This is a genomic window from Mycobacterium sp. ST-F2, assembly GCF_001905655.1.
Taxonomy (GTDB): domain Bacteria; phylum Actinomycetota; class Actinomycetes; order Mycobacteriales; family Mycobacteriaceae; genus Mycobacterium.
In genome coordinates this window covers 127948-143132 of the sequence record NZ_JMHT01000073.1, presented here as the reverse complement: position 1 = coordinate 143132, position 15185 = coordinate 127948, and the positions used below count along the sequence as shown (strand labels likewise).

Genomic DNA, 15185 nt, shown 5'->3' with positions numbered 1-15185 from the left:
GTCACTTCGGCCGGTTGCGCCGGTCGGCAGCGCTGCGCAGCGCGCTGTTGTCATCCTCCAATTCGAGGATCCTGCCGATTCCCGCGATGTTGACGCCGGAGGCGACCAGGGCGACGATGCGCCCGATCCGGGCCACGTCGTCTGCGCTGTAGCGGCGGGTACCGCCATCGGTGCGCGCCGGCGTGAGAAGCCCGTGGCGTTCCCACAGCCGCAGTGATTGTGTTGGCGCGCCGGAAAGTTCGGCAGCGACCGTGATCCCGTACACCGCATGATCAGATGCCGGACCCGCGGCGGAAGGTCCTGCGTTCGGCGGCATCAGCCGGCGATCTGCATCGTTCATGAGATTTCCTGTTCCACTACTTGCATTGAATCATGGCACAGTGCTATATAGAAATCTATGCCAGTTGACACAGATAAACTACCGGATATGCACAGGTATAGGCGAAGCTGACGAACATGAGCTGGTGTGCCAGATCTGGGCTGGATTTGACACACAAGCTCAGTCTCGGCGCCCGAATCGGTCATCAGCCTCAAGAACGCTTGGAGCACAGGAGATGTCGACAGAGAAGCAGGAGTTGCACCTCGCGTACATCGAACGCATCAGCGCGGCTCACCAGGCGCTGCGCGCCGCACAGATCGAACTGCGCGCGGCTGTCGAGTCGGCACATGCCGCCGGCCACACCTGGGACGTCATCGCAACAGTGCTGAGCGACACCGCATCTCCTGCGACCGAGACCTTCGATGACATCCCCAGCATCGATGCTGTCGTGCAAAAAGTTCTCGGGATAGATGATGCCGCCGGTCCGCCAGGCGATGAACAGGCGTCGGTGGCCGGTCTGCAGTGACAGTGGGCCACCGGCGCCATCAACCCGTGTGATGCAACGATGCCGCCTCGAGCTTGTGGACGAAGTCGCTGATGTCGGCCGCAGTGGCTACGTCGACCGTTTCCCAGCCGGCCGCCACGTCACGTGCGACGCGCAGCATTACCGGTCCCTCGTCGACGAGGAGCCTGCTCAAGCCAAGCGCAGCAAAGGTTTTCAGTGCCGGAGCCAGCACCCATTGAGCCTTTTCGTCCAGCCCGGCCACCGCGAGGCACCGGGCATATTGAATCCTGGCCTGCAGATGCGCGCGTGGCCGCCGCAGCTTGTCGGTGTTGTCGAGCCGGACCCGAGCCCGTTCGCACGCCGAGGTTGATGCCGCCGGCTGCCCGTCGAGCAAAAGCAGTCTGATCTGTGCGTCCTCTCTGAATTCTGCTGTCAGATCGCCGCTTTCACCGAAGTCCTGCACACCGTGCGCCATGACGCGCCGCGCCAGCGTCTTGTCGATCTCGTTCCCGGACAAGGTCGCGGCGCTAATGAGGGCCAGCTTCAGTGCCGCCTCCAACCTGGGCAACCCCAGCGCCCGGGCATGCCCCAGTCCTTCCGACAGTCTGTGCTCGGCACCGGACGTGTCACCGCGGGCACTCTTCACGTGGGCGCCCGCGCGGTAGGTCGCGAGCATCACGTCCACGATGCCGCCCTCCGCCCCGAGGGCGTACGCCTCGTCGAGCAGGACCTCTGCCTCGTCGAGTTGCCCACGCTCGTAGAGCAATTCACCCAGCAGCGCCCCGGCGAGTTTGGCGATGTAAGTCGGCCGCCCCGACGGCGACAGGGCGATCCTGATCGCGTGCCGCAGATGCGCCTCGGCGCCCGCTACATCGAGTTGCTCGTTGGCGGCCAGGGCGGCGATGAGATACCCGTAGCCGACGGTCATCGGCCCCGCGATGGATCGGCGATACTTGTGCCCCCACCGGTGCCAGCGCAGTGCCCCGTCGAAGTCGAACTTGCGCAGCGCGACGTAGGAGAGGGTGTACGCCGCGCGGCACAGCACGAACGGGGCCAGGGTGTCGGTCCGGGCCACACATGCCTGCGCCGCTGTTTCGGTGAACGCGTCGATGTGGTCGGCATGCCCGGCCATCACCACGCGCAACAGGTCCAATTCACAACGGACGTCGTCGCTTTCGTCGTCGCTGAGCAGGTCGATGTTGTCCTCGGCCAATTGCAGCGCGTCAGCCACGGCCGCGGGCCGGCGGAGAATGACGTTGGCCCATGCCAGGTTGGTCTGCAGCCGCGGCCGCTCCTCGGCCAGGTGTGGCGGCAACTTGGCTGCCAGACCGATGAGTGCCATGAGTTCGCATTGTTCGAGGAGATCCGGCGATACCTGCTCGACGGCGTCGACCGCCTGGTCGTCATCGCCCGCGGCCATCCAGTGATCGACGGCGTCGTTGTACATCCGGTGCTTCATGAACCACTGTGCGGCCGTTCGGTTCAACGCCGCGACGCGGTCTTCGTCCGCACGCTTCAACCGGTGCCGGAGGTGGTCGGCGAACAGATTGGCGTAACGGAACCAGGTCCCGTCCGCGTCGGTCCGCCGCAGGAACAGGTCCCGCCGCTCGATGTCCTCGAGCATCTCCCGGCTGTGTGGGCGCCCCGTGAGCGCGGTCGCCAAACCGCTGCAGACCTGTTTCGTGATGCACGTCGCCGACAGGAACTCGACGAGCTCGGGCTCCAGGCTGTCCAGCACATTGGACGTCAGGTAATCGCCGATGACCTTGTCCGAGCCGGAGAGCCGACCGACGAGCGCGGCGGCATCACCGCCGTCACGCAGGCTCAGCGATGCCAGTTGCAGGGCGGCCGGCCAGCCGTCGGTCGACTCTTCGAGGTCGGCCACGATGGCCCCCGACAAATCCAGGCCGCACCGGTCGACCAGGAGGGCCCGGGCTTCTTCGACATCGAACCGGAGCAGCGACGCGTCGATCTCGACCAGTTCACCCTGCACACCCAGGGTGCCCAACGGCAGGCCGGTGCCGCTTCGGCCGGCCACGACCAGGTGCAGGTGGTGGCAGCCCTTCTCGAGCAGGTAAGCCAGTGTGCCCAGGCTGTCGGCGCTGGTGACGCGATGCCACTCGTCGATCAGCAGAGCCAGCGTCTGCTTGCGGGAGTGCAGCCAGTCGATCAACAGGTTGGGCACCTGCCGCAGCGCGGAGTCCGGCCGTTCATCGAATTCCTGTTGCAACGCGTCCGCGAGCTCGGGCAGCGCGACACGCACCGCCTCGATCAGGTGCGCCACGAACCAGAAGGCGTTGTTGTCGTCGGCATCGACCGTCAGCCAGGCCGTCGGCAGGCCCGCGCGGACCAGCGCCTCGCCCCACTGCGTCGCCAGCACGGTCTTGCCGTAGCCGGCCGGTCCGTGGATGAGCACCAGCTTCGGCCTGCGCCCGGCACCCAGCCGGTCCAGGATGTTTCGCCGCGGCACCGGCGGGCGGCTGAACGTCGGCGGCCGGAACCTGGCCGGTGAACTGGGCGGATAGGTCGACCGCCCGGAACCGTCGGTCCGTAGTCCGATCCCTCCGGTGGAGCGCCCGCCGGTGTCCGGCGACGATTCCACCGCGTCGTACGCGACTGCCGGCAGCTCCAGCGGGACGTCAGCGATGCTCAGTCCGACGCGCGCACCCGCGGCCCGCAACAACTCGCCGAATTCCGCGACCGTTGCGGGGCGCTGTGCGGGATCGACATTCAGTCCCTGCTCGAGCGCAGCGCAGACGGGATCGGCGACGCCGCTCCCGCGCAGGTCGGGCACCGGCCCGGCGAGAACGCGCCGGGCGAACGCGATGGGATTCTCCCCCTTCTGGAACTGGAACGGCGGCTCCCCCTTGATCAAGGTGAAGACGGTAGCGGCGAGCCCGTAGATGTCGACGGCGGCCGTCGGCGTCGCACCCTCGAACAGCTCCGGCGCGGTGTACGACGGCGATCCGACGAACACGTTCATGGTCGCTTCGCGGCCGCCCGCGATGCGGGCGATGCCGAAGTCGCACAGCTGCGGCTCCCCGTACGCCGAGAGAAGTACGTTGGGCGGCTTGACATCTCGGTGCAGCACGCCGGCGCGATGCGCGGTTTCCAGCGCCCCGGCCAGCCGGACCCCGACCGTCAGCGCCTCCCCGACGGCCAGCGGGCCGTGCTGCCGGATCCAGGCCGACAGCGTGTTCCGGCCCAGGTACGGCATGACAATGAACGGGCGCCCCGTGAACGTCAGCCCGCTGTGCAGCACCGGCACGATGTTCGGGTGACCTGACACCCGGCCCATGGCCCGCTGCTCACGTTCGAAATTCTCGAGGTCGACGTCGTCCGAGTCGGCGCCCAGGACCTTGATCGCGACGATCCGGTCCAGCGCCGGCTGGCGACACCGGTAGACGACGCCGAACCCACCGCGTCCGACGGGCTCGGCGCCGTAGAAGCCCTCGGCTTCGAGCTCCGCGACGATGCCGGTCGCGACGCCACGTTGCGTTTCGTCGGGTTCTGACACGTCGGAGGCCTTCGGTTCGGTTGCTGTCGCCACCCTCAATTGTCGGCGCGGCAGGCCGGAATGGGGGCCACCCGCGGAAATTGATGTCCCTTTGTTCCTTCCGGACAACGATTCGGGCGAGATCGCCAAAAGATTGTCTCGGCGGTACCTGGGTCGCCGTGCGCCCGCGCCGTACCGTTCTTGTATCAGCTTCCCCGTTGGGAACCGCCAAATACCAACGGATCAAATACATTCCACCAACCTCGGGAGTACTGCCATGCTCGAACCCGCCTTCATCATCGACGCCGTCGTTCTCTTCGCCATCGGCCTGTGGCCGCTGCTGCTGGTCGTCACCGCCGCCGGCGTCCGCTGGTTCAACGCCCGCCGCAGCGCAGCCGCTGCCGCCGTCCACTCCGCCGCGCTGCCGCACGTCGCCGCGCCGGCACGTGCGCGCACCCTGGCCTACGCCACCGGCCAGTAGCCAATTGACGCCTGAGCCAGTCGCGGATCGGTGAGGGCGAGTTGCGGACGTTGTCGTAGAAACGTTTGCTGAGTTCCGCTGCGGCTCTGCCAGTGGTTTCGCGCCGCCGTGCTCGCTCCTTAACGCAGTCTGTGGATTCCGGCAAAGCCCGTGCACCATCGGGGGCGACAAGGGACGCTGTTGGAAGAACCAGCAGCGCCACCGGGCGCTGCCGTAACCGAGGAGCGCCTGGTGTACGCACGCTCAACCACGTTTCAGGCCGAGCCGGCGTCCATCGACGCGGGCGTTGCGTACATGCGCGACACCGTGCTGCCCGCTCTCGAAGAGCTGGGCGCCGCCGGTATGTCGCTGATGGTGGACCGGCGATTGGGACGCTGCATCGCCACCAGCGCGTGGGAGTCCGAAGCGGTGATGCACCTGACGGCGCACGCCGCGCGGCCACTCGGGGCACGCGCCGCAGAGCTGCTGAACGGCACCCGCAAGGAGATCAACGAGTGGGAGGTCACCGCACTGCACCGCGACCACCGTTCGCCGGAGGGCGCCTGCCTTCGGGTCGCGTGGTTCTCGGTCGAACCCCACCAGGCTGATCTGCTGACCGATTTCTACCGCACGCTGGTCCTGCCGGCCGTAGAAAAACTCGAGGGGTTCTGCAGCGCCAGCCTCCTGCTCGACAAGCCCTCCGGACGCGCTGTGTCGTCGGTGACGTTCGACAACGCCGCCGCGCTGGACAACAACCGTGAACAGGCCAGTGCGCTGCGCACCGAGAAGCTCGCTCAGCTGGGTGGCAGCCTGGTCGACATCTGCGAGTTCGAGCTGGCGATCGCTCACCTGAGGGTGCCGGAACTCGTCTGACGGCAGGCTCAGAGCGCGGCGACTTGCGGATTCGCGTGCGCCCGGTCGCCGGTCGACGAGTCGTGACTCAGCGGATCGTCAGACCCGTCACCGCGCGCGAGATCACCAACCGCTGAATCTCGCTGGTGCCCTCGAAGATGGTGAAGATCTTGGCATCTCGGTGCATCCGCTCGACCGGGTAGTCACGGGTGTACCCGTTGCCGCCGAGAATCTGAATCGCCTCGTCGGTCACGTACACGGCGGTCTCGCTGGCCACCAGCTTCGCCATCGAGCCCTCGGCGTTCTCGAACGGCACGTTGTTACGTGCCATCCACCCGGCCCGCCACACCAGCAGCCGGGCAGCGTCGATGCGGGCCTTCATGTCCGCCAGCTTGAAGGCGATGGTTTGGAATTCACCGATCTTCTTGCCGAATTGCTCACGCTGGCAGGCATATTCGAGGGCGTACTCGTAGGCGGCCCGGGCCACGCCGACCGCCATCGCGCCGACCGTCGGACGTGTGCGCTCGAACGTCTTCATCGCGGCCTGGCCACCCGCGGATGCACCTGACTTCACCCGCGCCACCCGGGCCTCGAACTTCTCCCGGCCGCCCAGGATCGCGTCCTCGGGCAGCCGCACGTTGTCGAGCACCACCTCTGCGGTGTGCGACGCCCGGATGCCGTGCTTCTTGAACTTCTGCCCCTGGGACAGCCCCTTGGTGTCCGGCCCGATGACGAAGCTGGCCTGGCCACGCGATCCGAGTTCGGGGTACACCGACGCGACGACGATGTGCACGTTGGCGATGCCGCCGTTGGTGGCCCAGGTCTTGGTGCCGGTGAGCACCCATTCGCGGGTGGCCTCGTCGTAGCGGGCCCGAGCCCGAATGGAGCCGGCATCGGGCTCGGACGAACAGAAGGCCGCGACCTTCGGATCGGCGGCAGAGCCGAACATCTCCGGCAGCCACCGACCTATCTGTTCCGGAGTTCCGTTGCCCGCCAGGGCCGCCGCGGCCAGACCGGTGCCCATGATGGACAGCGCGATTCCGGCGTCACCCCAGAACAGTTCCTCGAAAACGGTGAGCATGCCGAGCCCGCTCGGCTCGGCGGCCTGAGTGCCGAACAGCTCTGGCGAGTACAGCCCGATCTTCGCCGCTTCCTGGATGATCGGCCACGGGGTCTGCTCGCGTTCGTCCCATTCCGCGGCGGCGGGGCGGATGACCTCGGCGGCGAACTGGTGCACCCAGTCGCGCACCTCGATGACGTCATCGCTGGGTTGTAGTGAGAATGTCATGCCACTCCTGTTGGTAGTAAGGGGGTTTCAGTTCTGCCGGCCATCAACTGCTGTGCCACGCGGTGGCACCGACGTACAGGTACCGAATCTGGCGCTCGAGCATCGTGGCGGCCGTGTCCAGATCGCGCGCCGTGGTCTCGTCGTCGAGCCCGCGCGCGATGACCTCGAGCATCGAGTCGATACCGGCGAGAATGGTGGCCATCAACATGCTCGACAGCATCTCCACGTCACCGACGGTCCACGACCGGATGGGTTCGAACCGGGCCATGTAGGTGGCCAATTGGCTGGCGTACAAGCGGATCTCGGATCGGATCTCGCGCCGGAGTACCGAATGACCGGCTGCGCGTTGGCGAGCCAGGAACGCCAGGTGCGCATGGTCCCGCGCGACCACGCCACGAAGGGCCTGCACACCGACATGGATGGCGCCACCGGACGCATCGATGTCGAGAGAGGCCATCTCGCCCATGATCTCGCGCAGCGTGCGAAACGTCTCGTGAATCACGGCGAGGCCGAGGTCATCGAGCGACTGGAAGTAGCGGTAGAACGCCGACGGCGCGACGCCGGCCTTGCTGGCGAGCTGCCGCAGACTCAGCGCGTCGAAGCTCGAACCACTGCCGGTGAGATCCAGCGCCGCCGTCATCAGCGCGCGGCGGGTGTGCTCACGGCGCTCCTGCTGCGTCCGGCGCCCATGCCGATCCCGCCCGGTGCCGGAGTCCGCCTCGACAGATAGAGATCGTTTGTTCTCTGTGTTACCTGTCACGAAACCAACTATAGCTATTGACCTCGCCATATCGACAACCATATCTTACGGAACATTCGTTCTCTAACTTGAATGGAGAGATCATGGCACGCATCGCAACCCGCCTGCCGGGTGAGCGCAACCTGGCCGAGGAGGACCGCAACCGCATCGCTGCGGTCCGGGGCGAACTCATCCGCATCGGCAACGACTGGCGCGAGCGCCATCCGTTCCTGGCCGCCCACCAGGACAGCATCGGGATGGCGGTCTTCCTGATGTCGATCGCCGGCGTAGTCGTCGACGCCGCGCTCTACGCGGCCGGCATCCTGCCGTGGTACGCGACCATCCTGATCACCGCGTTCTGGCTGTCATTGCTGCACGAGCTGGAGCACGACCTCATCCACTCGATGTACTTCCGGCAGAACCGCGTGGTCCACAACGCGATGATGTTCGGCGTCTGGTTCTTCCGGCCGAGCACCATCAACCCCTGGATCCGGCGGACACTGCACCTGCACCACCACGAGGTCTCGGGCACCGATTCCGACCTCGAGGAACGGGGCATCACCAACGGCGAAGGCTGGGGCAGCCACCGGTTGCTCAGCCTGCTGGACTCCATGCTGGGCATCTACTCCAAGCCGCTGCGGCAACGCGCCATCGTCACCGCCTACATCAAGCACGAGGCCCGCTCACCCGAAGAAGCCCGCCAACTGGCCGCCAAGACGCTGGCGCTGTACTTCCCGCTCGGGACCATCCACTACGCGTTGTGGCATCTGTTCATCGGCCTGCACGTGTACGAATTCGTCTCCGGTAACACTGTTTCCGGTTCCTGGGTGACCGCGTTGAACTTCGTCGCCGTCACGCTGCTGGCGCCGAACGCGGTACGCACATTCTGCCTGCACTTCGTCAGCTCCAACATGCACTACTACGGCGACGTCGAGGAGCACAACGTGATGCAGCAGACGCAGGTGTGGACGGCCAAGTGGCTCAAGCCTTTCCACGCCCTGTGCTTCAACTTCGGCGAGACCCATGCGATCCACCATTTCCTGGTTCGCGACCCGTTCTACCTCCGCGAAGCGATCAAGCACGATTGCCAGAAAGTGCTGCGCGACAACGGCGTCCGCTTCAACGATTTCGGCACCTTCCAGCGGGCCAACCGATTCAGCCTCGCCCCGGCACACGTCGAGCCCTGACCCCACCACTTCTTACCGAGGAAACACCATGAACGAGACCCAAACCGCCCAGCTGTGGATCTGCGTGCGCTGCGGCATGATCTACGACCCTGCCGACGGTGACCCCGACAGCGGAATCGCCCCCGGCACCGCGTTCGAGGACATCCCCGACAACTGGGTATGCCCCGTCTGCGGCGTCAGCAAGGACGAGTTCGTCCCCTACGAGGACTGAGCAGCACTCTGCGAACCCGGGTCATCGGCCCGGGTTCGTGGCGTCATTGCTGGGCACGCCCCAGGCACCGCGCCGTAGCAGCCGCAGCCCGTTGAGTCCGACGATGATCGTCGAACCTTCGTGGCCCGCCACCCCCAACGGCAGCGGCAAGGTGCCGACGAGGTCCCAGACCACCAGCACCGCAATGAAAGTCGCCGCGATTGCCAGGTTGGCCAGCACCACGCGGCGGGCCCGTCGCGACAGCGCGATCACCGCGGGGATGGTGCGCAGGTCGTCACCGATGACGACGGCATCCGCGGTCTGCAGCGTGAGATCCGAACCGGCGCCACCCATCGCGATGCCCAGGTGCGCGGCCGCCAACGCGGGCGCGTCGTTGATGCCATCGCCGACCATGACCAGCCGACCGCCATCGACCTGCAGGTCCCGGACCGCAGCCACCTTGTCGTGCGGCAGCAGCCCGGCGCGTACCTCGGTGATACCCACCTGGCCGGCCAATTGCCTTGCGGCAGAATCATTGTCGCCCGTGAGCAGGACGGGCGCCTGCCCCGTCAGCGTGGCGACGGCGGCAACCGCACTGTGTGCGTCGGGACGAAGTTCGTCGGTCATGCCGAACACCGCGACGGCGCGACCGTCGACCGCCATGACGACCGCCGTGCAACCGCGTCGTTCCAGCTGAGCCGCGGCTTCGGCACTCTCGGTCGACGGCGCGGCCACGGTGACGATGCGTCCGTCCACAGTGGCCCGCACGCCGCGGCCCGGTTCGGCGACGAAGTCGGCGACGCGCGGCAGGGACAGTCGACGCGCCAGCGCCGCCCGGACGAGGGCCGCGCCCAAGGGGTGCTCGCTGCGGTGCTCAGCGGCCGCGGCCAGCGTCAGCGCCTGATCTTCTGTGAAATCGTCTGCCAGCAGACGAATCTCGGCGAGTTCCGGCGTCCCGCGGGTCAATGTTCCGGTTTTGTCGAACGCCACGCGGGTGGCGGCGCCGAGCTGTTCCATCACGACGGCCGACTTGACGAGCACGCCGTGCCGACCGGCATTCGCGATCGCCGCCAGCAACGGCGGCATCGTGGCCAGCACCACCGCGCACGGGGAGGCGACGATCATGAAGGTCATGGCCCGCAGCAGCGCCTCCCGCACGGAGTCCCCCACGAGCAGTGGGATCACGAACACCGCGAGGGTTACGGCCACCATGCCGATCGAGTAGCGCTGCTCGACCTTCTCGACGAACAGCTGCGTGCGGGCCTTGGTCTGCGACGCTTCTTCCACCAGCGCCGCAATGCGCGCCACGACCGAGTCGGCGGCCCGCCGGTCGACCCGGATCCGCAGTGCTCCGGTGCCGTTCAGCGTGCCGGCGAAGACCTCTTCACCGAGGGTCTTGGCGACCGGCAGCGGTTCACCGGTGATGGTCGCCTGATCGACCTCACTGGCGCCGTCGATCACGGTGGCGTCGGCGGAGATGCGCTCCCCCGGCCGCACGAGCACCACGTCGCCCACCTCGAGTTCGGTGGCCGGCACCACGTACTCGCCGTCGTCGGACAACCGGGTCGCGGTGTCGGGCGCGAGGTCCAGGAGGCCGCGCACCGAGTCCTCTGTCCGCGCGGTGGCCAGCGCTTCCAGCGCGTCGGAGGTCGCGAAGATGATGATCAGCAGGGCACCGTCGGTGATCTGGCCGATCAAGGCCGCACCGATCGCGGCGACGACCATCAGCAGATCCACGTCGAGGGTCTTCTCACGCAGCGCCTGCAGCCCCGCCAGCGCCGGCTCCCAACCGCCGGTGACGTAGCACGCGAGATACAGAGCCCACCAAACCCATGCCGGGCCACCGGCCAGCTGCACCACCAAACCGGCGAGGAACAACGCCAAAGCCGCTGCTGCCCAGCGCATCTCAGACAGGTCGAACCATCCGCGGCGCGCCGGAGCCACCGCCGCACCGGCCATCGCCGGCCGAGCGTCCTGAGTCACCGTCGCCATGGCGAACCTCGCAAACACATGCGCCCAACGTTATCAGAACAAATGAATACGTCTTCATGTGTGTGCACGAGTACACTACAACCGTGGGACATGGTGTCGAGGGGCGTGACCGCCCCACCGGGCGGCTCGATGCTGACGCCGCGGCTCAGGTCGCCACGACTCTGCAGGCACTCGCCACTCCGAGCCGCTTGATGATCCTCACCGAACTACGCCAGGGCGCTCGCTCCGTCACCGACCTCGCCGACGCGATCGGACTCGAGCAGTCGCTCGTCTCACACCAGCTCCGCCTACTGCGCAATCTCGGGCTGGTGACCGGCACCCGGAGCGGCCGCAGCATCGTCTACAGCCTGTACGACAACCACGTCGCGCAACTGCTCGACGAAGCCGTCTATCACAGCGAGCACCTGAGACTGGGGCTGGCGGACCGCACGGGCGACGCGAGCTGAGCGCCGGGTGGTCTCGTGAACCGTTGCGCCACATCGCAAGGAGGGTCCATGTCCACCACACCCACAAGCACCAATGTCGCGACCTTCGAACGATTCCACTGCAGTTGCAACAGCGGCGACATCGACGACATCGTGAGCACGATCGACGACGTCTTCCTCCCCGACGCCGTGGTCCACTCACCGCTCGCGGCGGGTTCCGGGCCGGACACCATGAAGCTCATCTGGACGCTGCTCCTGCGTGCCTTCCCCGACATTCACGTCATGGTCGACGACATGGTCGTCGACCATGACAAGCTGGCCTCCCGCCAGACGGTGACCGGGACACATCTCGGCGAGTACCGCGGACTGGCGCCGACCGGCAAAACCGTTGTGTACGAAGAGATGTTCATCATCCGATTCTCCGACGGGTTGATCGCCGAAGTCTGGGGCGTGGTCGACACCTTGTCGCAGCTGCAGCAACTCGGCGCAGTGGGCAGGGTCTAGCGCGCGGGATATGCGTGGATCAACGCGGTCGTGAGCTTGGGCACCGCGTGCACCAGATGATGCTCGGCGTCGTGGGCGATCCGATGGGCCTGCGCCAGGCTCAGCTCGGGATCGAGGTCGAGTTCGACGTCGGCATGCAGGCGGTGCCCCATCCAGCGCATGCGCACGCTGTGCACCGACCGCACCCCCGGTTCGGCTGCCAGCGACTGCTCGGCAGTGTCGACGAGTGCGGGGTCGACGCCATCGAGCAAGCGACGGAACACATCTCGCACCGCGGTGCGCAGCACCGCCAGGATCGCCACCGTGATGATCAACCCGACGATCGGATCGGCGAGCGGGTATCCAAGGGCCACACCGCCGGCGCCGAGCAACACCGCCAGGGACGTGAACCCGTCGGTGCGCGCGTGAATGCCGTCCGCGACCAGCGCTGCCGACCCGATCTGCCGCCCCACCCGGATGCGGTAGACCGCCACCGTTTCGTTGCCGAGAAATCCGACCAGTCCGGCCAGCGCCACCCATCCCACGTGATCGATCATCTGCGGGTGGATCAACCGCTGTACCGCCTCATAGCCGGCGACGATCGCCGACAGCGTGATCATGCCGACCACGAACAACCCAGCCAGGTCTTCCACCCGGCCGAAGCCGTACGTATAGCGGCGCGTTGCGGCCTTGGCGCCCAACGCAAATGCGATCCACAGTGGCACCGCGGTCAGGGCATCGGAGAAGTTGTGGATCGTGTCGGCCGCCAGGGCCACCGACCCGGACACCACCACGATGGCGATCTGCACCACCGTGGTGAGACCCAGCACCAGCAGGCTGATCTTCACTGCCCGGATACCGGCGGCGCTCGATTCGAGCGCGCTGTCCAGGCTGTCCGCCGCGTCATGGGAATGGGGAGCGAACAGCCCTCTGACCGCGCCCCAGCCGCCGTGGGAGTGGCTGTGATCGTGCTGGTGGCCGTGCTCGTGCACATGATCGTGGTCGCCGTGAGGGTGGTGCCCGCTCATCGCCGGCCGCCCCTGCGCACGGCGGTGTCGGCATCGAGACTCCGCACGCCCGGGTCCTGCCGATGGTGGGCCGGCACCCCGGGACCCGCGTGTTCGGCGTTGTGCACGGCGTCGACGACAAGCTGACGCACGTGCTCGTTCTCAAGGCTGTAGAAGATCGTCGTACCGGCACGGCGGGTCTGGACCAACCGCGCCATGCGTAACTTCGCCAGATGCTGTGACACCGACGGCGCGGGCTTGCCGACGCGCTCGGCCAGTTCGTTGACCGACAGCTCGCACGCACTCAACGCCCACAGCAGCTGGACCCGCGTCGGGTCGGCGAGCATCCGGAACACTTCCACCACCAGACGCACCTGGTCGTCGGCGAGCGGCGCCGGCACCTGGTTATCTGCATTCATACGCAGATAATAGACCGTCGACCGCCGATCGATTCCGGGAGCGGCGATCAGCTGCCGCGGTCCACCATGTCGAACACCTTGACCGCATGCGAAAACGGCTGCGGCGTAACACCTATCGGACCGAAGGGATGGTCGAGGGTGTAGATGACGTACAGCAGCAGCGACAACAGGACGGCGACCGCTCCGACCAGGACCGCGTGCGCGCGGGCGTTCTCCAGCCGCATGAAGCAGGTCAACAGGATCAGAACCGTCCCACCGAAGATCAGGGCACTCCACAGGAGCGCCGGGATGCGCTGATGGGAATTGAGGATGCGCTCGCTGCGGTCCGAGGCCAACACCGTCAGCTCACTGAGAAACTGCGAATCGATCGGGCTCGCCGTCGGTCCCGAACTATGCGTTCCCACAATGCGATACATCTCGCTGAGCGCGGCGCGGCCGTTGTTGCCGATGTCGGCGAACTCGTCCATGCCCCAGGCGGGCCCCTGCACTGCGGCGGCGTACTTACGCAGTTGCTCGCGAACCTGCGCCTGCTCGGGTTGCGGCATCGCGACGGTCTGGCGGTACAGCGTCGTCAACGTCGACGCTTCGTTGGCGACGTTCGTCTCGGCACTGAGGAACTGCTGCCAGCCGACGACGACGGTGAATCCGAGGAGCGCTCCGTAGACCAGACCGACAACAGTCAGGAACGGCGACAGGAACGAGTTCTGTTCGGGGCGCGCATCGCGGGCGATCATGCGTCGCGTCACGAACACGCAGCCGACCGCCACGCAGACCGCCCCGCCGACAACCATGGCAAGCAGAAGCCACGCGCCGAACACTCCGAGGTCACCCATAGTGGACCAAGCATGCCAATCACCTCGAGGCGTTGCCAAGCATTCCGGCAAACTCCTTCGAGCACGAAACCGCACAACACCACTCGGTTGCCGGGTGCGCCGGCAACGTCCGGCCCGGCCGGCGCCCCGGCCAAGGCCGTCGCACAGAACTGACTGCCGGCAAGCTCCGGACTGCGCGCACCCAGAAAATGTCGGCGGGGTCAATCCGCCTGCTACAGTCCGGCTGTGTCCGGTGATCGATCGACCCGGAGCTGGCACTGTGGAAAGGAATACGGCAATGGTCTTCACCAAATCGGTCGCCCAGCGGGCGGTCGTGGCTGCCGCAGGAGCCGCCGTGGCCGTCATGGCCGTCGCCCTGCCGATGTCGGGTCAGGCGCTGGCCGCCCCGGCGGCCCCCAACTGCACTCCCGCGGATCTGGCCGGCGTAGCTTCGGGTGTCGCCGCTGCCGCATCGGCCTATCTGTTCACGCACCCGGACGTCAACGACTTCTACGGCAGCCTGCAGGGTAAGCCTCGCGATGAGGTCGCCAACGACGTGCGCACCTTCTTCGACGCAAACCCGCAGGCGCACAACGAACTTCGCGCGATCCGTCAGCCGATGACAGATTTCCGCGAGCGCTGTGGCCTCGAGCAGCCCGACCGTCCGCTGTTGGGCGACTGATGTCCGCCATCTCGCCACGCCCCCGCCGCCGGCTGCTCGCCGCCGCACTGGCCGCAGCCGCCGTACCCGGATTGATCGCGGTCGTCCCCGCCGGCACCGCGGGCGCCGATGTCTGCTTCGGCGCCGGACGACGCATCACGGTCAGCGGATGCACCGACTTCGGCGCAGTCGCGCCGTACGCTCCGCCGCCGGCCTACTACGCGCCACTACCTGAGGACATGCCGCCGCCACCGCCGCCACCGCCGGTTCAGGGCTGCGTCGGCTGGAACGGCCGCTGGGTCAGCGCCAACACCTGCCGCTGAGCCCGCACCCGCCTCGGACCACGCCGG

At 67.0% G+C, this 15185-nt stretch carries 17 protein-coding genes; 9 read left to right on the top strand and 8 right to left on the bottom strand.

Annotated elements, in window-relative coordinates; translation table 11 throughout:
* Position 1: 1 nt before the first annotated feature.
* The gene (locus EB75_RS24795; RefSeq protein WP_502689394.1) at positions 2–340 is read right to left on the bottom strand and encodes a MerR family transcriptional regulator; all 339 of its coding nucleotides are present in this window, start codon (positions 338–340) and stop codon (positions 2–4) included.
* 214 nt (positions 341–554) lie between these two features.
* Here EB75_RS24795 and EB75_RS24790 point away from each other — a divergent pair, with 214 nt between their 5' ends.
* Positions 555–845, top strand: a complete 291-nt coding sequence (locus tag EB75_RS24790; protein WP_073697887.1) for a hypothetical protein — start codon at positions 555–557, stop codon at positions 843–845.
* A gap of 19 nt (positions 846–864) precedes the next feature.
* Here EB75_RS24790 and EB75_RS24785 read toward each other — a convergent pair whose 3' ends face one another.
* On the bottom strand, positions 865–4341 hold the full coding sequence (locus EB75_RS24785) for a serine/threonine-protein kinase (protein ID WP_142239802.1): 3477 nt from the start codon (positions 4339–4341) through the stop codon (positions 865–867).
* 256 nt (positions 4342–4597) lie between these two features.
* Between EB75_RS24785 and EB75_RS24780 the strand changes: the two genes are divergently transcribed.
* Both EB75_RS24780 and EB75_RS24775 read left to right on the top strand, forming a co-directional pair.
* Positions 4598–4801 (top strand): hypothetical protein, encoded by a 204-nt coding sequence (locus tag EB75_RS24780; protein ID WP_061006801.1) that lies wholly within the window; start codon positions 4598–4600, stop codon positions 4799–4801.
* A gap of 231 nt (positions 4802–5032) precedes the next feature.
* Positions 5033–5653, top strand: a complete 621-nt coding sequence (locus EB75_RS24775; protein ID WP_061006800.1) for a hypothetical protein — start codon at positions 5033–5035, stop codon at positions 5651–5653.
* 67 nt (positions 5654–5720) lie between these two features.
* On the opposite strand, the gene EB75_RS24770 is transcribed toward EB75_RS24775, so the two are convergent.
* Positions 5721–6920: an acyl-CoA dehydrogenase family protein gene (locus EB75_RS24770; RefSeq protein ID WP_073697886.1), complete on the bottom strand. Its 1200-nt coding sequence runs from the start codon at positions 6918–6920 to the stop codon at positions 5721–5723.
* Between the two features lie 43 nt (positions 6921–6963).
* A complete protein-coding gene (locus EB75_RS24765) occupies positions 6964–7680 on the bottom strand; it encodes a TetR family transcriptional regulator (protein WP_162563671.1) in 717 nt (238 codons plus the stop codon).
* Between the two features lie 83 nt (positions 7681–7763).
* Between EB75_RS24765 and EB75_RS24760 the strand changes: the two genes are divergently transcribed.
* Together EB75_RS24760 and rd are read left to right on the top strand one after the other, a co-directional pair.
* Entirely contained in the window at positions 7764–8846 is a 1083-nt protein-coding gene (locus EB75_RS24760) for a fatty acid desaturase (RefSeq protein WP_073697885.1), read from the top strand.
* Between the two features lie 28 nt (positions 8847–8874).
* Complete coding sequence (gene rd, locus EB75_RS24755; RefSeq protein WP_073697884.1) at positions 8875–9057, top strand: rubredoxin; 183 nt, start codon at positions 8875–8877, stop codon at positions 9055–9057.
* Positions 9058–9078: 21 nt separating this feature from the next.
* Here the strand turns inward: rd and EB75_RS24750 are convergent, their stop codons facing one another.
* Positions 9079–11028, bottom strand: a complete 1950-nt coding sequence (locus EB75_RS24750) for a heavy metal translocating P-type ATPase (protein ID WP_083612551.1) — start codon at positions 11026–11028, stop codon at positions 9079–9081.
* An 83-nt stretch (positions 11029–11111) separates the two neighbouring features.
* On the opposite strand from EB75_RS24750, the gene EB75_RS24745 reads away from it, so the two are divergent.
* Together EB75_RS24745 and EB75_RS24740 are read left to right on the top strand one after the other, a co-directional pair.
* Positions 11112–11474, top strand: coding sequence for an ArsR/SmtB family transcription factor (locus tag EB75_RS24745; RefSeq protein ID WP_061006796.1), 363 nt, complete (start codon positions 11112–11114; stop codon positions 11472–11474).
* A gap of 48 nt (positions 11475–11522) precedes the next feature.
* Complete coding sequence (locus EB75_RS24740) at positions 11523–11957, top strand: ester cyclase (protein ID WP_064858306.1); 435 nt, start codon at positions 11523–11525, stop codon at positions 11955–11957.
* Here the strand turns inward: EB75_RS24740 and EB75_RS24735 are convergent.
* Genes EB75_RS24735 through EB75_RS24725 form a run of 3 tightly spaced genes read right to left on the bottom strand, consistent with a single transcriptional unit; the run spans position 11954 to position 14195 of the window.
* Positions 11954–12964, bottom strand: coding sequence for a cation diffusion facilitator family transporter (locus tag EB75_RS24735; protein ID WP_061006794.1), 1011 nt, complete (start codon positions 12962–12964; stop codon positions 11954–11956). The genes EB75_RS24740 and EB75_RS24735 overlap by 4 nt on opposite strands.
* On the bottom strand, positions 12961–13362 hold the full coding sequence (locus tag EB75_RS24730; RefSeq protein ID WP_061010375.1) for an ArsR/SmtB family transcription factor: 402 nt from the start codon (positions 13360–13362) through the stop codon (positions 12961–12963). Before EB75_RS24730 ends, EB75_RS24735 begins: the two co-directional genes overlap by 4 nt.
* Before the next feature lie 47 nt (positions 13363–13409).
* Positions 13410–14195: a bestrophin-like domain gene (locus EB75_RS24725; protein ID WP_060999945.1), complete on the bottom strand. Its 786-nt coding sequence runs from the start codon at positions 14193–14195 to the stop codon at positions 13410–13412.
* 277 nt (positions 14196–14472) lie between these two features.
* Between EB75_RS24725 and EB75_RS24720 the strand changes: the two genes are divergently transcribed.
* On the top strand, positions 14473–14856 hold the full coding sequence (locus tag EB75_RS24720) for a heme-binding protein (protein WP_073697883.1): 384 nt from the start codon (positions 14473–14475) through the stop codon (positions 14854–14856).
* Positions 14856–15158 carry a hypothetical protein gene (locus EB75_RS24715; RefSeq protein WP_073697882.1) on the top strand — a complete coding sequence of 101 codons (303 nt, stop codon included), beginning with the start codon at positions 14856–14858 and terminating at the stop codon, positions 15156–15158. The genes EB75_RS24720 and EB75_RS24715 overlap by 1 nt, the downstream gene beginning before the upstream one ends.
* Positions 15159–15185: the final 27 nt, after the last annotated feature.